General features: G+C 64.8%; 15 protein-coding genes. 11 read left to right on the top strand and 4 right to left on the bottom strand.

The genetic code is table 11. The features are described 5' to 3' along the window. The first annotated feature begins 228 nt into the window (after positions 1–228). The 6 genes from rimP to typA all read left to right on the top strand — a co-directional run bounded on the left by rimP (position 229) and on the right by typA (position 8396). Positions 229–729 carry a ribosome maturation factor RimP gene (rimP, locus tag KW836_RS25720; protein WP_218345120.1) on the top strand — a complete coding sequence of 167 codons (501 nt, stop codon included), beginning with the start codon at positions 229–231 and terminating at the stop codon, positions 727–729. Beyond that, positions 726–2204 carry a transcription termination factor NusA gene (gene nusA / locus KW836_RS25715; protein WP_056322387.1) on the top strand — a complete coding sequence of 493 codons (1479 nt, stop codon included), beginning with the start codon at positions 726–728 and terminating at the stop codon, positions 2202–2204. Before rimP ends, nusA begins: the two co-directional genes overlap by 4 nt. A gap of 97 nt (positions 2205–2301) precedes the next feature. After that, positions 2302–5358: a translation initiation factor IF-2 gene (gene infB, locus KW836_RS25710; RefSeq protein ID WP_218345119.1), complete on the top strand. Its 3057-nt coding sequence runs from the start codon at positions 2302–2304 to the stop codon at positions 5356–5358. Between the two features lie 21 nt (positions 5359–5379). After that, the gene (rbfA, locus tag KW836_RS25705) at positions 5380–5781 is read left to right on the top strand and encodes a 30S ribosome-binding factor RbfA (protein ID WP_175124688.1); all 402 of its coding nucleotides are present in this window, start codon (positions 5380–5382) and stop codon (positions 5779–5781) included. A gap of 42 nt (positions 5782–5823) precedes the next feature. After that, positions 5824–6576: a tRNA pseudouridine(55) synthase TruB gene (gene truB / locus KW836_RS25700; RefSeq protein WP_218345118.1), complete on the top strand. Its 753-nt coding sequence runs from the start codon at positions 5824–5826 to the stop codon at positions 6574–6576. After that, complete coding sequence (typA, locus tag KW836_RS25695) at positions 6573–8396, top strand: translational GTPase TypA (protein WP_175124686.1); 1824 nt, start codon at positions 6573–6575, stop codon at positions 8394–8396. Before truB ends, typA begins: the two co-directional genes overlap by 4 nt. Before the next feature lie 96 nt (positions 8397–8492). Here the strand turns inward: typA and KW836_RS25690 are convergent, their stop codons facing one another. Next, on the bottom strand, positions 8493–8891 hold the full coding sequence (locus KW836_RS25690; protein WP_175124685.1) for a 4-oxalocrotonate tautomerase: 399 nt from the start codon (positions 8889–8891) through the stop codon (positions 8493–8495). Between the two features lie 106 nt (positions 8892–8997). Between KW836_RS25690 and KW836_RS25685 the strand changes: the two genes are divergently transcribed. Continuing rightward, on the top strand, positions 8998–9861 hold the full coding sequence (locus KW836_RS25685; RefSeq protein WP_175137495.1) for a LysR family transcriptional regulator: 864 nt from the start codon (positions 8998–9000) through the stop codon (positions 9859–9861). Between the two features lie 75 nt (positions 9862–9936). On the opposite strand, the gene KW836_RS25680 is transcribed toward KW836_RS25685, so the two are convergent. Further along, on the bottom strand, positions 9937–10563 hold the full coding sequence (locus tag KW836_RS25680) for a TIGR00730 family Rossman fold protein (RefSeq protein WP_175124732.1): 627 nt from the start codon (positions 10561–10563) through the stop codon (positions 9937–9939). A gap of 52 nt (positions 10564–10615) precedes the next feature. Here KW836_RS25680 and polA point away from each other — a divergent pair, with 52 nt between their 5' ends. The 3 genes from polA to KW836_RS25665 all read left to right on the top strand — a co-directional run bounded on the left by polA (position 10616) and on the right by KW836_RS25665 (position 15118). Beyond that, the gene (polA, locus tag KW836_RS25675; RefSeq protein WP_218345117.1) at positions 10616–13333 is read left to right on the top strand and encodes a DNA polymerase I; all 2718 of its coding nucleotides are present in this window, start codon (positions 10616–10618) and stop codon (positions 13331–13333) included. A 102-nt stretch (positions 13334–13435) separates the two neighbouring features. Next, on the top strand, positions 13436–14272 hold the full coding sequence (locus tag KW836_RS25670; RefSeq protein ID WP_175124682.1) for a ZIP family metal transporter: 837 nt from the start codon (positions 13436–13438) through the stop codon (positions 14270–14272). A gap of 57 nt (positions 14273–14329) precedes the next feature. Continuing rightward, on the top strand, positions 14330–15118 hold the full coding sequence (locus KW836_RS25665) for a dienelactone hydrolase family protein (protein WP_175124681.1): 789 nt from the start codon (positions 14330–14332) through the stop codon (positions 15116–15118). Between the two features lie 140 nt (positions 15119–15258). Here the strand turns inward: KW836_RS25665 and KW836_RS25660 are convergent, their stop codons facing one another. Next, the gene (locus KW836_RS25660; RefSeq protein ID WP_175124680.1) at positions 15259–16920 is read right to left on the bottom strand and encodes a Na/Pi cotransporter family protein; all 1662 of its coding nucleotides are present in this window, start codon (positions 16918–16920) and stop codon (positions 15259–15261) included. 175 nt (positions 16921–17095) lie between these two features. Here KW836_RS25660 and KW836_RS25655 point away from each other — a divergent pair, with 175 nt between their 5' ends. Further along, complete coding sequence (locus tag KW836_RS25655; protein WP_175124679.1) at positions 17096–18487, top strand: L-serine ammonia-lyase; 1392 nt, start codon at positions 17096–17098, stop codon at positions 18485–18487. A gap of 102 nt (positions 18488–18589) precedes the next feature. Here the strand turns inward: KW836_RS25655 and htpX are convergent, their stop codons facing one another. After that, a complete protein-coding gene (htpX, locus tag KW836_RS25650; RefSeq protein ID WP_056567464.1) occupies positions 18590–19471 on the bottom strand; it encodes a protease HtpX in 882 nt (293 codons plus the stop codon). Positions 19472–19591: the final 120 nt, after the last annotated feature.

The raw sequence follows: 19591 nt of genomic DNA, 5'->3' as shown, positions 1-19591 counted from the left end.
CCTTGGCGCGTGCCGCTTTTCGCGGAAGGCGCACAGGCGCCTGAGTACCCAGCCAAGTCCGTCGAAAGCCGGGTTCGGCACCGGATCGGGAAATCAGGGCGGCGCAAGCCAAAAATTAGGTCGCAATATAGGGCACTGCCCAGCATTGCTCCTTACGTGTAGTAGGGAAGCGGCTGGGCTCTGTGCAATATCGGTGGGCTGGGCGTACAGCCCATTTTTTTTGAGTATATGGCTGATTTATTCGCATTGACCGAAGAGGCTCTGGCCGGCATGGACGTCGAACTTGTCGACGTGGAACGTGCCGCCCTGGGCCTTTTGCGCGTCACGATCGATCGGGTCGGCGGTGTGCGCATCGAAGACTGCGAGCAGGTGTCCCGCCAATTGTCGCGGGTCTATGAGGTCGAGAACATCGACTACAAGCGCCTCGAAGTGGGTTCGCCGGGTGTTGACCGGCCGCTGCGCACCGAGGCCGAGTTCCGCCGTTTCGCAGGCGAGCGCATCGAAATCAAGCTGCGTGAGGCATTGGACGGCCGCAAGGTCTTCTCGGGCACGTTGACCGTGCCGGAAGACGAGGCCGCAGCCGACGCAACTGCTGTGATGCACAAGACCGTGTTCGGTCTCGAATTTGAGGCAAAAAAGAACGAAGTCCAGGTGTTGAATTTCACGGTCGAAGATATCGAGCGTGCAAAACTGGATCCCGTTCTGGATTTCAAGGGCAAAAAGCGATGAGTCGCGAAATTCTTCTGTTGGTCGATGCCTTGGCGCGTGAAAAAAACGTCACGCGTGACGTCGTGTTCGGCGCTCTCGAAAGTGCGCTGGCCTCGGCCATGAAAAAGCGCTTCAAGGATGATGCGGACATTCGTGTTTCCATCGATAGGGAAACGGGAGACCACGAAGGCTTCCGCCGCTGGCTGGTCGTGCCCGACGAGGCCGGTCTGCAAGAACCCGACAAGCAGGAAATGCTGTCGGATGCCGAGGAAATCGTCCCCGGCATCAAGGAAGGCGAGTACATCGAAGAGCCCCTCGAACCCATCGAGTTCGGCCGTATCGGCGCCCAGGCGGCCAAGCAGGCCATCCTGCAAAAGATCCGCGACGCCGAACGCGAACAGGTGCTGAACGACTTCCTGGACCGTGGTGAAACCATCGTGTCCGGAACGATCAAGCGCATGGACAAGGGCGACGCCATCGTCGAAACCGGCAAGATCGAAGCGCGCCTGCCGCGCTCCGAAATGATCCCCAAGGAAAACCTCCGGGTTGCCGACCGCGTCCGTGCCTTCGTGTTGCGTGTTGACCACGCCGCGCGTGGCCAGCAAGTGATCCTGTCGCGCACGTCGCCCGAGTTCATCCGCCAGCTGTTCGAGAATGAAGTGCCCGAAATCGAGCAGGGTCTGCTCGAGATCAAGGCTGCCGCCCGCGATGCCGGCGTGCGTGCGAAGATCGCCGTCGTGGCATACGATAAGCGTATCGATCCCATCGGGACGTGTGTGGGCATGCGCGGTTCGCGCGTGACCGCCGTGCGCAACGAACTCGGCGGCGAGCAGGTCGACATCGTGCTGTGGTCCGAAGACCCCGCGCAGTTCGTCATCGGCGCGCTGGCGCCGGCCAACGTCGAATCCATCGTTGTCGATGAAGACAAGCATGCGATGGACGTCGTGGTGGACGAGGAAAACCTGCCGAAGGCCATCGGCGCCAAGGGCCAGAACGTGCGCCTGGCGTCCGAACTGACCGGCTGGCAGATCAACATCATGACGCCGGAAGAAAGCCTGAACCGCCAGGAAGTCGAGCGTTCGGGTCTGCGCACCACGTTCATGAGCAAGCTGGACGTCGACGAGGAAGTCGCTGACATCCTGATCGACGAAGGATTTACCGGTATCGAGGAAATCGCCTACGTTCCCATGCAGGAACTGCTGGAAATCGAGGCGTTTGACGAAGACACCATCAACGAGTTGCGCGCCCGTGCCCGCAATGCGCTGCTGACCGAGGCAATCGCCCAGGAAGAGCGCCTTGAGACCGCACAGGATTTGCTTGAACTCGAAGGCATGACGCCGGAACTGGCCGCCAAGCTGGCCGAGCGTCAAGTGCATACGCGTGATGATCTGGCCGAATTGGCAACGGACGAACTGGCGGAAATCGCCGGTCTGACCGAACAGGAAGCCAGCGATCTCATCATGCGTGCCCGCGCCCATTGGTTCGACGAAGAATAACCAAAAGGACACGGGTCTGCGGTGGGCGCTGCAGCCGCTTCATCCACCGCAAGTTCACGTTGTTTGTAATAGCTGCCTATAGGGAAGAGAGAGCCTAATGTCGAGTAATACCGTCGCCCAGTTCGCTACCGAGCTGAAAATGCCTGCCAACGTGCTGCTGGATCAGCTGCGTTCGGCTGGCGTTGACCTCAAATCGGTCGACGACTCCGTCACCGACAGCGACAAGGCGAAATTGCTCGAATCGCTGCGTCGCGCACACGGCGCAACCGAAGGCAAGAAGATCACGCTGACGCGCCGCCAGACTTCCGAGATCCGGCAAGCCGACGCCACCGGGCGTTCGCGCACGATCCAGGTCGAAGTGCGTAAGAAGCGCGTCTTCGTCAAGCGCGACCCGTCCGAACTCGCCGCCGAACAGGCCGCCTCGGCCCGTCCCGAAGAAGAAGTCGCGGCAGACGCCGCTCCGCAGGTTTCCGCACCGGCTGCACCCGCAGCTCCGGCGGCGCCTGTCGCCGCAGAAGCTCGCGAAACGGCGCCTGTAGAGGCCGAAGCTCCCGCCCAGGCCGAAGCGCCGCAGCAGGAGCCCGTCGCAGCCGAAGCCGCCGCCCCGGCAGAAGCGCCCGCGGCACCCGAATCCGTCGCGGCCGAAGCGCCCGCCCCCGTCGAGGCCCAAGCGCCTGAAGTCCAGGCTCAGCCTGAACCCGAACCGACGCCGGCGCCTGCTCCTGCCGAGCCCGTGGCCGAAGAGGCCAAGCCCGAAATCAAGACTGAAACCACCGAGCCTCTGGCTGAAGAAGCCAAGCCGGAACCTGCTGTGCTAGCCAATAAGTCCGAAACATCTTCCTCCCAGGCCGCCGCGCCTGTCGCCCAGGCGCAGCCTGCCGCGAAACCCGAATCCGTGAAGCCCGCCGCCGCCGCGCCCGCCGCTGCGCCCAAGGTGGGTGGTCGCGTCGACAACCGCCGTGCCGCGCCGCCGCTGGCCGCTTCCGCCACGACCGCAGGCCGCGACGAAGCCCGCCGCGCCGCCGAGGCCGAGGCCGCCGCGCTGCGCGAAATGCTGAACCGTCCCCGCAAGGTGCTGCGCGCGCCTGAGCCCGAGGCGCCTGCCGCCGCGCCGATCTCCGGCACGCTGCACAAGCCTGCCGGCAAGCCCGGCGCCGCCCCCGCGGCCAAGAAGGACGCCAAGCCGGCTGCCCCTGGCGCCAAGAAAACCATCAAGACCGCCGAAGTCGCTTCGACCTGGTCCGATGATTCGTCGCGCAAGAAGCCGGCCGACAAGCCGGCAGCCCCGGCCAGCCGTGACGGCTGGCGTGCGGGTGGCAAGGGCGGTGGCAAGTCGGGCGGCCGTGGTGGCCGTAACCAGCAGAACGACCGCCGCAACGAGCCGGCGCCGCAGGAATTCATCGCACGTGAAGTCCACGTGCCGGAAACAATCAGCGTGGCCGACCTGGCTCACAAGATGTCCGTCAAGGCCGCCGAAGTCATCAAGCAATTGATGAAGCTGGGCCAGATGGTCACCATCAACCAGGTGCTGGATCAGGAAACGGCCATGATCGTGGTCGAGGAACTGGGCCACGTGGCCATCGCCGCCAAGCTGGACGACCCGGAAGCCTTCCTGGACGAATCCGCCACCCAATCCGAAGCCGAGCAACTGCCGCGCGCGCCGGTCGTGACCGTCATGGGCCACGTCGACCACGGCAAGACCTCGCTGCTGGACTACATCCGCCGCGCCAAGGTTGCCGCGGGCGAAGCCGGCGGCATTACGCAGCACATCGGCGCCTACCACGTCCGCACCGAGCGCGGCATGGTGACCTTCCTTGACACCCCGGGCCACGAGGCGTTTACCGCCATGCGTGCCCGCGGCGCCAAGGCGACCGACATCGTGATTCTGGTGGTTGCCGCCGACGACGGCGTGATGCCGCAGACGCGTGAAGCCATCCACCATGCCAAGGCCGCAGGCGTGCCCATCGTGGTGGCCGTGACCAAGATCGACAAGCCCGCCGCCAACCCGGAACGCGTCAAGCAGGAACTGGTTGCCGAGCAGGTCGTGCCGGAAGAATACGGTGGCGACGTGCCGTTCGTGGGCGTGTCCGCCAAGACCGGCCAGGGCATCGACGACCTTCTCGAAAACGTGCTGCTGCAAGCCGAAGTGCTGGAACTGAAGGCGCCCGAAGACGCACCCGCCAAGGGTCTGGTCATCGAAGCCCGTCTGGACAAGGGCCGTGGCCCGGTCGCGACGATTCTCGTGCAAAGCGGCACGCTCAAGCGCGGCGACGTCGTGCTGGCCGGCGCAAGCTTTGGCCGTGTGCGCGCCATGCTCGACGAAAACGGCAAGCCGATCCAGACGGCCGGTCCCTCGATCCCCGTTGAGATCCAGGGCCTGACCGAAGTGCCGGCCGCCGGTGACGAACTGATGGCGCTGTCCGACGAGCGCAAGGCGCGCGAAATCGCGCTGTTCCGCCAAGGCAAGTTCCGCGACGTCAAGCTGGCCCGCCAACAGGCTGCCAAGCTGGAATCGATGTTCGACAACCTCGGCGAAGGCACCCAGACCCTCACCCTCATCGTCAAGACCGACGTGCAGGGTTCGCAGGAAGCCCTGGTGCAGTCGCTGGTCAAGCTGTCCACCGACGAAGTGCGTGTGCAGGTCGTGCACGCCGCGGTCGGCGGCATCTCGGAAACCGACATCAACCTGGCCATCGCCTCGCACGCCGTCGTCATCGGCTTCAACGTGCGCGCCGACGCCAGCGCCAAGAAGCTTGCCGAGAACAACGGCATCGACGTGCGCTACTACAACATCATCTACGACGCCGTGGATGAGGTTAAGGCCGCCATGTCGGGCATGCTGGCACCCGAGAAGAAGGAAGAAATCATCGGCCTGGTCGAGATCCGTGAGGTGTACAGCATCTCCCGCCTCGGCAACATCGCCGGTTGTATGGTGCTCGACGGCATCGTGCGCCGCGATTCCCAGGTCCGCCTGCTGCGCAACAACGTGGTTCACTGGACGGGGCACCTCGAGTCGCTGCGCCGCTTCAAGGACGACGTCAAGGAAGTCAAGTCGGGCTTCGATTGCGGTCTGACGCTGCGCGGCAACAATGACATCCAGGTGGGCGACCAGCTGGAAGTCTTTGAAATCAAGGAAATTGCGCGCACGCTGTAAAGCACGCGCCAGGCATTGTTAATGAGCCGTCACAAGTCCAAAGCCATTCCCGGCCGCAATCTGCGGCTGGCCGACCAGATCCAGAAGGATCTGGCCGGGATCATCCAGCGCGAAATCGACACGAAACGCGCTGGACTGATCACGATTTCGGGTGTGGAACTGTCGACCGACTACGCGCATGCCAAGGTGTGGTTCACGGTTTTGGGCGCCGAGCCCGAAGCCGCCACCACCTTGCTGAACGAGAAGGCCGGCTGGCTGCATTCGCAGCTCTACAAGCTTCTGCACATCCACACCGTCCCCACTTTGCGCTTCTTCCACGACGAGCAAGTCGCCCGTGGCATCGAAATGTCGATCCTCATCGACCGCGCAAACCGCCCCGGCCCGCACTCGGGCGTACCCGACGAGCCTGAAGACAAGTCCTGATCGGGCTGTCGTCACTGCTTCATTTTTTTCCGGATTTCGACGATGGCTAAACGACGCGGGCTTGCGCTCGACGGTGTGCTGTTGCTTGATAAACCTGTGGGTTTGTCGAGCAATCACGCCTTGCAGCGCGCCAAACGCGCCATGGACGCGGCCAAGGCCGGCCATACCGGCACGCTGGACCCTTTTGCCACCGGCCTGCTGGTGTGCTGCATGGGCCGCGCCACCAAAATTTCCGGCGCGATGCTTGACGCCGACAAGGCATATCGCGCTACGCTGCAATTTGGATCGGAAACCGATTCCGGCGACCTGACGGGCAACCTCACCGCGACCGCCGAACCCGGTTTTGTTGTCGAGGAACAGGCGCTGCGCGATGCACTGTCACGTTTCTCGGGCACCATCGAGCAGATTCCGCCGATGTACTCGGCGCTCAAGCGCGACGGCAAGCCGCTGTACGAGTACGCCCGCGCGGGCATCGAGCTGGAGCGGGCGCCGCGCAAGATCACGATATACCGCATCGAGCTGTTGTCCCTGACCGGGACGCAGGCAGAGATCGATGTGGCTTGCAGTAAAGGCACATACATCCGAACACTGGCCCAGGACATCGGGCGCGTGCTGGGCTGTTTCGCCCACCTGACGGCGCTGCGGCGCACGCACGTCGGGCCCTTCTCTCTGGAACGCGCCGTTGAACTGGAAGCCTTGCAGGCCATGCCAGACCCCAAGCAGGCATTGCTTGCACTGAACGAATTGCCGGAGGGCTTGCTGCCCTCCACCCTGACCTTAAAGGACTCGCTATGACTCGCGCCTTGCGCAACGTCGCCATCATCGCCCACGTTGACCACGGAAAAACCACCCTGGTCGACCAGCTGCTGCGCCAATCCGGCACTTTCCGCGAAAACCAGGCGCTGACCGAACGGGTCATGGACTCGAACGACCTGGAAAAGGAACGTGGCATCACGATTCTGGCCAAGAACTGTGCCGTTGAGTACGAAGGCACCCACATCAACATCGTCGACACCCCGGGCCACGCCGACTTCGGCGGTGAAGTCGAGCGCGTGCTGTCCATGGTCGACGGCGTGCTGCTGCTGGTTGACGCGGTCGAAGGCCCGATGCCCCAGACCATTTTCGTGACCCGCAAGGCTCTGGCCCTGGGCCTGAAGCCGATCGTCGTGGTCAACAAGGTCGACCGTCCGGGCGCCCGCACCGATTTCGTCATCAACGCCACGTTCGACTTGTTCGACAAGCTGGGCGCCACCGACGAGCAGCTGGACTTCCCGGTCGTGTACGCATCGGGTCTGTCCGGTTACGCCGGCCTGACGCCGGATGTGCGCGAAGGCGACATGCGTCCCTTGTTCGAAGCCATCCTGCAACACGTGCCGCAGCGCGAGGACGATCCCAACGGCCCGCTGCAGATGCAGATCATTTCGCTGGACTACAACAGCTACGTCGGCAAGATCGGCGTGGGCCGCATCAACCGTGGCCGTATGCGCCCGGGCATGGAAGTGGCCTACAAGTTCGGTCCCGATGGTCAAGGCGGCCGCGGCCGCATCAACCAGGTGCTGAAGTTCCATGGCCTGGAGCGCGTCGTGGTGGACGAAGCCGAAGCCGGCGACATCGTGCTGATCAACGGCATTGAAGACCTGGGCATCGGTTGCACGGTGATGGACCCGGTCAACCAGGAACCGCTGCCGATGCTGCGCATCGACGAACCGACGCTGACCATGAACTTCATGGTGAACACGTCGCCGCTGGCCGGCCGCGAAGGCAAGTTCGTGACCAGCCGCCAGGTGCGCGACCGTCTGGATCGCGAACTGAAGTCCAACGTGGCGTTGCGTGTGCGCGACACGGGCGACGACACGGTTTTCGAAGTGTCGGGCCGTGGCGAACTGCACCTGACCATTCTGCTGGAAACGATGCGCCGCGAAGGCTACGAGCTGGCCGTGTCGCGTCCGCGCGTGGTGTTCAAGGAAATCGACGGCGTGAAGTGCGAGCCGTTCGAGTCGCTGACCGTTGACGTCGAAGACGCGCACCAGGGTGGCGTCATGGAAGAGCTGGGCCGCCGTAAGGGCGACCTGCAGGACATGCAGCCGGACGGCCGTGGCCGTACGCGTCTGGAATACCTGATCCCGGCCCGCGGCCTGATCGGTTTCCAGAACGAATTCCTGACGCTGACGCGCGGCACGGGCCTGATGAGCCACATCTTCCACGAGTACGCGCCGATCAAGGAAGGCTCCATCGGCGAGCGCCGCAACGGCGTGCTGATCAGCCAGGACAACGGCGACGCCGTGGCTTACGCGCTGTGGAAGCTGCAGGATCGCGGCCGCATGTTCGTCAACCCGGGCGATGCGCTGTACGAAGGCATGATCATCGGCATCCACAGCCGCGACAACGACCTGGTCGTGAACCCGATCAAGGGCAAGCAGCTGACCAACGTGCGCGCGTCGGGCACCGACGAAGCCGTGCGCCTGGTTCCGCCGATCCAGATGTCGCTGGAATACGCCGTGGAATTCATCGACGACGACGAACTGGTGGAAATCACCCCGAAGTCGATCCGTCTGCGCAAGCGCTACCTGCTCGAAAACGAGCGCAAGCGCGCCGCGCGCGAAGCCGCGGTCTGAGCTTGAAGGCGGCAGTCGCCGCCTTGTCGCCGGATCAATGAAAAGCCGCGCACCTTCGGGTGCGCGGCTTTTTTTTGCAACCACTGCGGCCGCCGGCTACACCGCGCCGTGCTGGTGCCGGTACTCTTGCGTTCGCCCGCCATAGCCATAGGCCGCCGCGCGCGCGTCGATCACATGGACGTACGAGCACTCGTGCAGTTCGCCCAGGATCTCCTGGAACGCGGCATAGACGTCCTTGATGAAGCGCGCCTTCTCGGACTTGGTGTTGGTCTCGTCCGTGACGCTGATGTCCAGGTGGAATGCGTTTTTGCCCTGCTCGGACAAAGGACGCCCGCCGATGAACCAGAGTTCGTGCGGAATGTGCTGCAGCGTGATGGCGATGACGGGCAGCTTTTTACCGAGCACGGACTGGGTCAGCCCGGCGACGGATTCGACGATGCGTTGGTCAATGGCGGCATCGGTTGTGCCGGAACGATGGATGACGATGTGGGGCATGACGGCTCTCCGGTTGGGTAGGTACAGGGCCAGTGTAGAAAGCGCGTTGACATCGGAAAAGCGGGAAATTACGATTTCATCCATCGATTTAGCCGTTGGATAAATCATGAGCGGATTCGACCTGGACCAGCTTCGCACGCTGGTTGCGGTGCTGGACGCGGGCAGCCTGACGGCCGCGGCGCCCAAGGTGTTCCTGTCGCAATCGTCCGTCAGTGAACAGATGCGCAAGCTGGAGGACAGGGCGGGCCAGCCGTTGCTGGTGCGCGGCAAAGCGGGCGTGCGCGCCACGCCGGCCGGTCAGCGCCTCCTGGCGCATGCGCGCACGATCCTGGCCCTGAGCGACGAGGCCTACCGCGACCTGCGCGGCGTGGCGCTTCGGGGCGAACTGCGCCTGTGCATCACCGATTACTTCCGGCCGGGGGACGTCGCCCGTCTGCTGCGCCGCCTGAACGAGCAGTATCCGCAGGTGCGGCTGCACGTCACCATCATGAAAAGCGGCGCGATCGAAGCGGCTTACGAGCGCGGCGAGATCGACGTCGGCATATCCATGGTCATCCAGGAGCGGGGCGCGACGCGCGGCCGGGCGGACGGCGCGCTGCTGCGGCGTGAACCGCTGCTGTGGATGGCGGCCGAGGGCGTGACGCCGCCGCTGGCCGAACCCTTGCCGTTGCTGGCGCTGCCGGAAACCTGCGCGCTGCGCCAATACGTAGAGCGGATGTTGTCGCGCCGCGGCGTGCCGTATGCGGTATCGCACGTGGCGTCCGGCGTCGCGGGACTGCAGTTGGCCGTCGCCGCGGGATTGGGCGTTGCGTGCCTGAACGAATCGGCGCTGGGTGCGGGCATGGCGCGGCTGCAGGCGCCCGGCTTGCCGGCGTTGCCATCGGTGGAATTCAGGTTGCTCGCTGCCCGCCCCGGCGAAAGCGAGTTCGTGGGGCTGGCGCGCGAGGCGATCGTCAAGGCGATGACGTAGGCAGCGCCTTGACTGAAGGTTGCGGTGCGTGCGGACAAGCGCGGGCGACGCCCTGTCCGTAGCACAGCCGCCGTGTCAGGCGGGCAGGGAAGGGGCGTACTGTTCGGCGGACATCACCCGTTCATGGAATTCCACGACCTTTCGCACCACCTTGACGGGGTCGTCTTCGATGATGAAAAGATCCAGGTCGTGGGCGCCGATCATGCCGTTGCCGAGCACCTGGTCGCCCAGCCATTCGGCCAGTCCCGACCAGTACTCGCTGCCGACCAGCACGATCGGCGCCGGCGGCACCTTGCCCGTCTGGATGAGCGTCAACGCTTCGAAGAGCTCGTCCAGCGTGCCAAAGCCGCCGGGCATCGCCACGTAGGCGAAGCTGTGCATGAAGAACGCTGCCTTGCGAGGGAAGAAGTACTCGAAGGACAGGCTGATGGTCTGGAATTCGTTGTTGTGGGCTTCGTGCGGCAGGCTGATGTTCAACCCGATGCTCGTGCCTCCTGCTTCAAATGCACCTTTGTTGGCGGCTTCCATGATGCCGGGGCCGCCGCCCGCGATGACTGCGAAGCCAGCTTCTGCCAGCGCCGCGGAGATCGCGATGGTGGTTTCATAGTACGGAGAATTACGGCTGACTCGTGCGCTACCGAAAACGCTGACTGCGGGCCCGATGTGAGCGAGCTTGTCTGCCGCCGTCCTTATCTCTGACATAATCAGCGGAATTTGTTTGCCGGCGGGTGTATCCATATCTGCCTTTGTAACCATGAAAAAAACGCTATTACTGGTCGACGGTTCAAGTTACTTGTACCGCGCTTTCCACGCTATGCCCGATTTGCGCAACGCGCAAGGCGAACCGACAGGTGCGCTTTACGGCGTGGTCAATATGCTGCGCAAGCTTGTATCTGACCATAAGGCAGAGTATGCCGCATGTATCTTCGATGCTCGCGGCAAGACGTTTCGGGACGATCTGTATCCGGAATACAAGTCGCACCGTCCCCCTATGCCTGAGGACCTAGCAGCACAAATCGATCCCATCCACCGCGCGGTGCGCGCTCTGGGCTGGCCTGTGCTGGCGATCGAAGGCGTCGAGGCGGATGACGTCATTGGCACGTTGGCACATCGTGCCGCGCAGCATGACGTTCACACCATCGTCTCTACGGGCGACAAGGACCTGGCGCAACTGGTCAACAGCCACGTCACGCTCGTCAACACCATGAGCGGCGAGGTCCTGGACGAAGCCGGCGTCGTGAACAAGTTTGGCGTGCCTCCCGAGCGTATCGTCGACTACCTGATGCTGGTGGGCGACACGGTCGACAACGTCCCGGGCGTCACCAAGGTCGGGCCCAAGACGGCCGCCAAATGGATTACGGAATTCGGCTCGATTGACAAGCTGATCGAAGGCGCCTATGGCATCAAGGGCGTGGCCGGCAACAACCTGCGCGAAGCCATCCCCAATTTCCCGCTGACGCGCCAACTGCTCACGGTCAAGTGCGATTGCGATCTGACCGGCCACATCGACAGCGTGGATGACCTGATGCCGCGCCCGCGCGACGACGCCACGCTGACCGAACTGTACGAACGCTACGGCTTCCGCACGTGGCTGCGCGACCTGACCGGTGATGTCGAGCGCGTGCCCACGGGCGATGCGCGCGTCGCGCACGAGGCGCCCGCCGCGCCCGCCACGCTGGATTACCGCATCATTTCCGACTGGGCCGCGTTCGACGCCTGGATGGAACTGATGCAGCAGGCATCGCTGGTTGCGCTGGACACCGAGACGACGTCGCTGGACGAGATGCAGGCCCGGCTGGTGGGCTTGTCGATGTCGGTGGCGCCCGGCGTGGCCTGCTACATCCCGGTCGCGCACCGGGGTCCCGACGGTGCGGTCCAGTTGCCCAAGGATGAAGTGCTGGCCCGTTTGAAGCCCTGGCTGGAAGACGCGGCGCGCGCCAAGCTGCTGCACCACGCCAAGTACGACACGCACGTGTTCGCCAACGAAGGCATCCGCCTGGCCGGCGCCGCTGAAGACACGATGCTGCAGGCCTACGTGCTGGAATCGCATCGCGGCGTGGGCCTGAACGATCTGGCGCAGCGTTATCTGGGACGCAGCGGCGTGTCCTACGAGGACCTCTGCGGCAAGGGCGCCAAGCAGATCGGGTTTGACGAAGTGGCGGTGGACAAGGCCGGGCATTACGCGGCCGAAGACGCCGATTTCACGCTGCAACTGCATCAGGTGCTGCGTCCGATGGTCGCTGCCGACGAAGGGCTGGAACGCATCTATCGCCTGGAAATGCAGGTGTCCGGCGTGCTGACCACCATCGAACGCAACGGCGTGAAGGTCGATGCCGCGGAACTGGGCCGCCAGAGCAACAAGCTGGGCCAGGAGATGCTGCAGCTCGAGCAAAAGGCCTATGAACTCGCCGGCCAGCCGTTCAACCTGAATTCCCCCAAGCAGCTTGGCGAAATCCTGTTCGGCCGCATGCAGCTGCCGGTGGTGCGCAAGACCGCGAGCGGCGCGCCCTCCACGGACGAGGAAGTGCTGAGCAAGCTGGCGCTGGACTATCCGCTGCCGCAGGTGTTGCTGGACTACCGCGGGCTGTCCAAGCTGAAGTCCACCTACACGGACAAGCTGCCGCGCATGATCAATCCGGCGACCGGGCGGGTGCACACGCACTATTCGCAGGCCGCCGTCATCACCGGGCGTCTGGCGTCGTCGGATCCCAACCTGCAGAACATTCCGGTCCGCACCGAGGCCGGGCGTCGGGTGCGCGAGGCGTTCATTGCCGAGCGCGGCCTGCTGTTGTCCGCAGACTATTCGCAGATCGAGTTGCGCATCATGGCGCACGTTTCGGACGACGCGAATCTGCAAAGCGCCTTCGCGGCGGGCGAAGACATCCACCGCGCCACCGCATCCGAAGTGTTCGGCGTGCCGCTGGACGCCGTGACCACCGATCAGCGCCGTGCCGCCAAGGCCATCAACTTTGGCCTGATCTACGGCATGGGCGTGTTCGGCCTGGCGTCCAACCTGGGCATCACGCGCGACGCCGCGCAGGCTTACATCGACCGCTACTTTGCGCGCTATCCCGGCGTGGCCATGTACATGGACGACACGCGGCGCCTGGCGCGCGAGCAGGGCTACGTGGAAACCGTCTTTGGACGGCGGCTGCAGTTGCCGGAAATCCGCGGCGCCTCGGGGCCGCGCAGGCAGGGCGCCGAGCGGGCGGCCATCAATGCGCCCATGCAGGGCACCGCGGCCGACCTCATCAAGATGGCCATGGTGGCGGTGCAGGACTGGCTCGACAGCGAGAAGCTGCAGACGCGCATGATCATGCAGGTGCACGACGAACTGGTGATGGAAGCGCCGGACGAGGAGCTGGAGCTGGTCAAGGAGGCGCTGCCGCGCCTGATGTGCAACGTGGCGACGCTGCGTGTGCCGCTGGTCGCGGAAGTGGGCATGGGCAAGAACTGGGAACAGGCGCACTAAAGGGACAGAGCGCCCCGGGCCGTCTTCGGACGGCCCATTTCCGGTTTTTGGATTGCAACAATATAATGTTGCGCTTCCCCCCGCCTGATCTTTTCCCCCTCCATGTTGCTGCTCTGGGTTTTGCTCGCCACCATTACCGGCGGCCTTATTGCTGTCCTCATCGCGAGCTGGCTCGCGTACAAGGTCTTTGCCAAATACCTGCATCACATGGTGAGCCTGTCGGTGGGCGTGCTGCTGTCGGTCGCGCTGCTGCACCTGCTGCCCGAAGCGTTCGAGACCGGCGTTGGCAACGCGCATGTGCTCTTCGGGCTGATGCTGGCGTCGCTGATCGGGTTCTTCGTGCTGGAGAAGATTGCGCTGCTGCGCCACAGCCATCACCACGAAGGCGACGGCCATCACCACCACAAGGGACACGACCGGCACGAGGCGGGGCGCGGCGGGATGCTCATCCTGATCGGCAGCTCGCTGCACAACCTGTGCGATGGCGTGCTGATCGCCGCGGCGTTTCTCACCGATCCGCTGTTGGGGGTGCTGACCGCGGCGTCGATCATCATCCACGAGATACCGCACAAGCTGGGCGACTTCGTCGTTCTGATCAATGCCGGCCTGCGCCGCCGCCGGGCCTTCGCGCTGATTCTCTTTACCAGCTTGTGTTCAGCGGTCGGCGGCATAATAGGCTACTTCGTGCTGCAGCAGGCGCAGGACTGGACGCCGTACATTCTGGTGGTTGCCGCCAGCAGCTTCCTGTACATCTCGGTGGCCGACCTGATGCCGCAGATGCACGAGCGGGTATCCCTGTCCGATGCCGTCCCGCAATTGCTGCTGGTCGGCGTGGGTGTGGCGCTGATCTACAGCGTGACGACCCTGATGCACCACGGGCACGACCATGGCGGCCATGACCATGGCGCGCCGCATGCGGAGCACGGCCACCAGCACTAGCGCTGGCACGGCGGTGGGGATGGCCGGCTTTCGTCGACCCCAACCAAGGAGTTCTCCATGAGTTTTTCCACCGCCGCAGGCAATGTCGCCCCCACCGTGATACACACGGACACGCAGGGCCTCGTCCACGGGGATTTCCAGCTGCCCGTCACGGGTGGCCCCATCGATGCCTACTACGCGGCGCCCGAGGGCAAGCGCGATCTGCCGATCGTGCTGGTGATCCAGGAAATCTTTGGCGTGCATGAACACATCAAAGACATCTGCCGCCGGGTCGCCAAGGCCGGCTATCTGGCCGTCGCTTGCGATCTGTATCAGCGCCAGGGCGACGCATCCTCCTACACCGACATCCCGAAGCTCATTTCCGAACTTGTCAGCAAGGTCCCGGACGAACAGGTGTTTGGCGACTTGGACGCCAGCGTCGCCTGGGCCGCCGCCAACGGCGGGGACCCGCGCCGGGTGGCGGTGACGGGTTTCTGCTGGGGCGGGCGCCTGACGTGGATGTACGCCGCGCACAATCCCGACGTGAAGGCGGGCGTGGCCTGGTACGGCAAGCTCAGCGTGGGCCACGGGCCGCTCATCAAGCGAGTCGCGCTGGATGTGACAAACGAGCTGCATGGTCCCGTCCTGGGCCTGTACGGCGGGCGCGACGCCAGCATTCCGCTGTCTGATGTGGAAGCCATGAAGACGAAGCTGGCCGCCGGCAACGCTGCGGCGAAGCAGTCCGATATCGTGGTGTATCCCGAGGCCGATCATGCGTTCCTGGCGGATTACCGCGCCAGTTATCACCCGGAGGCCGCGAAGGATGGCTGGGCGCGGATGCTGGAGTGGTTCAAGCGGTATTTGTGAGGCGGCGCAGCCTAGCCACGAAAGTGGCCCACCGGATGTGACCTTCGCAAAAGAAAGCCGACCCGCGGGTCGGCTTTTTCATGCAGGGCCGCCCCTTCGGGGGGCAGCAAGCGCGCGAAGCGCGCGCGGCGTGGGGGCTATTAATTCCCCGCCTCGCGCAAACGGCTGGGCAAGAGCTCGCCGTGGCGTGCCAGCAAGGGGTACGCCGCCGCGCCCACCAGATGCGAGTTGATGCCCTTCATATCCCGCAGGATGTCCAGATACAACGCGCCGACTTCCGCCGCGTCGACCTGGCCCGACTTGATCTTCTGCAGGTGCGTGTCGGCCGCCTGGGTTTCGATCGTGCGGAAACGCGCCTTTTCGCCGGCCAGCGAACGCGCCTGGCGCAGGTCGTCGTTCACGAAGAGGGCGGCGGCCGTGCGCTGGTTGGCGATGAGCTGGCCCAGCGTGTCGTCCAGGCTGGCGCGTTGCTCGGGCGAGAACGTCCATCCCTGTTTACGCAACTTGGCAACGTGGCTGAGCAGCCCGTGATGGGCGATATCGCCAGCGTGTCCGATGTTGCTGGTGAAGGCCAGGATGTCGTCGAGCCGCTGGATGTCGTCGCGGGTCATGTTTTCCTGGTCCAGCGTCGCCAGATACGTCGTGATGGCGTTTTCCAGCTTGTCCAGCGCGCCGTCGAGCTGGCGCGCCTGCACCATGCGGTGGCGGTTGTCGCGCTTGAAGCCCGCCCGCGCGTAGAGCAGCAGCGTCTGCAGCATGTCTGCCATCCGCAGGGCTTCGCGCGCGGCGTTGCCCAGCGCCACGGCCGGCACGTCGTGCGCCCATTCGTCCAGGTATTGGGGCCGCGACGGGTCGTTCGGGTCGGCGCGTTTGGGCAGCCAGCGGGTGAGGAGGGCGGCGTACGGCGTCAGGAGCGGCAGGAAGGCCAGGGCAATGACCACATTGAACAAGGTGTGGAAGTTGGCGACCGCGCGGGCGGGGTCGCGCGCCAGGTCGCTCATCCAGGGCTGCAGGAGCGGCAGCAGCAGCAGGCCGGCCAGCACGCCCAGCACCCGTGTCAGCAGATTGCCCAGCGGCAGGCGGCGGGCGGCGGGGTCGTCGCCGGTCACGCCTTCGATCATCGGGTTGATTGCCGTGCCCAGGTTGGCGCCCAGCACCAGCGCAAAAGCCACGTGCGGCGCCACCATGTTGTGGCTGGCCAGCGACATCACCAGCACCACCACGGCCACGCTGGAGTGCGCCGCCCAGGTGAATGCCGCGGACAGCAGCACCGCAGCGACGGGCTGGGTCGCCAGCGCGTCCAGGACCATGCCCAGCATGGGCGCGGTCTGGAAGGGGGCAAAGAGTTCGACGAGCTGGTGCAGCGACAGCAGCAACAGGCCCAGGCCGATGAAGACCCGGCCCAGGTCGCGGGTGCGGCCCGGCGGGTAGCGCCGGAACATCCAGACGCCGGCAAGGATCAGGATCGGCGCAAGCTCGGTCAGGTCGAAGGACAGCAGCTGGACGATCAGCGTGGTGCCGACGTTGGCGCCCAGCATGGCCGCCAACGCGGGCACCAGGCCGACGACGCCGCCCGCGGCAAAGCCGGTGATCATCAAGCCGGTGGCGGTGCTGCTCTGCAATGCGGCCGTGATGCCCAGGCCGGCAAAGAATGCCCGCAGCCGCGTGCCAAGGGCGCGCCCCAGCGCCGCGCCCAGTGCCGCACCAAACGCGCGTTGGACGCCCGTTTGCACCATGTGCACGCCCCAAAGCAGCAGCGCCACGTAGCCGGCGAAGTCAAGCAGGGTAATGAGTCCAGACATCCAGGCGTTTTTCCGTTCTTTTTATGACAAGTAATAATTCTGTAATGATCGCATGCCCCGCCGGGCTTTGACACCCGGCGCGAAGATACAGGATACGCCCGGCGGGGCTTTGCTGCGTGCGCCCGGGGCTACGCGTATCATTGCCTGATCATTTGTGGATGTCTTGGAGTTTGGCGTGGCCGTTTCCGTTTTCGATCTGTTCAAGGTGGGTATCGGCCCGTCAAGTTCCCATACCGTGGGTCCGATGCGGGCGGCGCTGCTGTTCGCCCAGGGGCTGGAGCGTGACGGCCTGATTCCGCGGGTCGCCAGCGTGCGGGCCGAACTGTACGGATCGTTGGGCGCCACCGGCAAGGGCCACGGCACCGACAAGGGCGTGCTGCTGGGCCTGATGGGCGAGGCGCCCGACACCGTCGATCCGGCTGCCATCGCCGGCATGGTCGCCTCCGTACGCGCCAGCCGCCAACTGCCGTTGCTGGGCAAGTACCCGCTGCCCTTCGTGGAAAAGGAACACCTGATGTTCTACCGCCGCGAAGCCATGGCCGAACACCCCAATGGCATGAAATTCCACGCCTTCGACGCCGACGGCCAGAGCCTGCGCGAGGCGCGCTACCTGTCGGTGGGCGGGGGCTTCGTCGTCACGGCGGGCGCGTCCAACAGCCAGGTCATCGCCGCGCACGACCAGTTGCCGTACCCGTTTCGCATGGGACGCGAGCTCTTGGCCATGTGCCAGGAAAACGGCATGACCGTCGCGCAGATCATGATGCAGAACGAGCTGACCTGGCGCGAAGCCTCGGAGGTCAACGCCGGGCTGGACCGGATCTGGCAGGTGATGCAGGACTGCGTGGCGCGCGGCTGTGGCATCAACTATCCCGAGGCGGACGGCGAGCTGCCCGGTCCGCTGCGCGTGCGCCGCCGTGCCCCGGAGCTGTACCGCAATCTCACGCAGCGCGCCGAGCGTACGCTGTCCGACCCGCTGTCCGTCATGGACTGGGTGAACCTGTACGCGATGGCCGTCAACGAAGAGAACGCCGCGGGCGGGCGGGTGGTCACCGCGCCCACCAACGGCGCGGCGGGCATCATCCCGGCGGTGCTGCACTATTACGATCGCTTCGTGCCGGGCGCCAACCGCGATGGCGTGCGCGACTTCCTGCTGACCGCGGCCGCGATCGGGCTGCTGTACAAGTACAACGCGTCGCTGTCGGGCGCGGAAGTGGGCTGTCAGGGTGAGGTCGGCGTGGCCTGTTCCATGGCGGCCGGCGGATTGGCGGCGGCGCTGGGCGGGTCGGTGGAGCAGGTGGAGAATGCGGCCGAGATCGGCATGGAGCACAACCTGGGCCTGACCTGCGACCCGGTCGGCGGACTGGTGCAGATTCCCTGTATCGAGCGCAACGCCATGGCCTCGGTCAAGGCTGTCAACGCCGCCCGCATGGCGCTGCGCGGCGACGGCCAGCATTATGTGTCGCTGGACTCGGTCATCAAGACCATGCGCGAAACCGGCGCCGACATGAAGACCAAGTACAAGGAAACGGCGCGGGGCGGTCTGGCGGTGAATATCGTCGAGTGCTGAGCGCGGCCTGGGTGGAGGCCTCCCATCCACGCACTTGTGCTTGATACGTACGCAAAAAAGCCCGCCGAAGCGGGCTTTTTTGCGGCCAAGGGCCGGGGCCGGTCAAATCACGCGCGCATTCTGCAGCGCGGCGATGCGGGCCGGGATCGGCGGGTGCGAGGCGAACATGGCTGCCAGGCCGCCCTTGCCGGTGATGCCGGACGCTTCGAACGACTTGGGCAGTTCGCCCGGTTCCAGGCCGCCCAGGCGGGCAAGGGCGCGGATCATCGGTTCGCGGGCGCCCATCAGGTGAGCCGAGCCGGCGTCGGCGCGGTACTCGCGCTGGCGCGAGAACCAGGCCACGATGATCGAGGCCAGGACGCCGAAGATGATTTCACAGACCAGCACCGTGACGAAGTAGCCCGGGCCGATGCCGCGTTCGTTCTTGAACACGACGCGGTCGATGAAGTAGCCGACCACGCGCGCCAGGAAGATGACGAAGGTGTTCACCACGCCCTGGATCAGGGTCAGGGTGACCATGTCGCCGTTGGCGATGTGCGCGACTTCGTGCGCCAGCACGGCTGCGACTTCCTCTTCGGACATGCTTTCCAGGAGGCCCGTCGACACGGCGACCAGCGAGTCGTTCTTGAACGCGCCGGTGGCAAACGCGTTGGGGGCGCCTTCGTAGATGGCGACTTCGGGGCGGCCGATGCCGGCGCGGTCGGCCAGTTGGTGGACCGTGTCGACCAGCCAGGCTTCGCGCTGGTTGCGGGGCGCGTTGGGATCCAGCACCTGCGCGCCGGTGCTCCACTTGGCCATCGGCTTGCTCATGAGGAGCGAGATGATGGCGCCGGTGAAGCCGACCACGACCGAGAAGATCAGGAGCGCGTTGAAGTTGATCCCGTTGGCCGTGATGACACGGTCCACGCCCAGGATGCGCAGCGTGGCCGACAGCACGAGCATGACGGCCAGGTTGGTGATGACGAACAGAACAATGCGTTTCATGTTTTTTTATTCCTCTGCGAGCGGCAAATACCCGGATTTCGACATCGCGGGGCCTCGCCAGTTCCCCGACTCGCCGGCTCCGCTCCGGGTGACGGAGAGTATAGTATCGCTTTCCCTTAT

This window comes from Achromobacter sp. ACM05 (assembly GCF_019218915.1).
Taxonomy (GTDB): domain Bacteria; phylum Pseudomonadota; class Gammaproteobacteria; order Burkholderiales; family Burkholderiaceae_B; genus Achromobacter; species Achromobacter animicus.
This window is presented reverse-complemented; position numbering and strand designations above follow the sequence as displayed.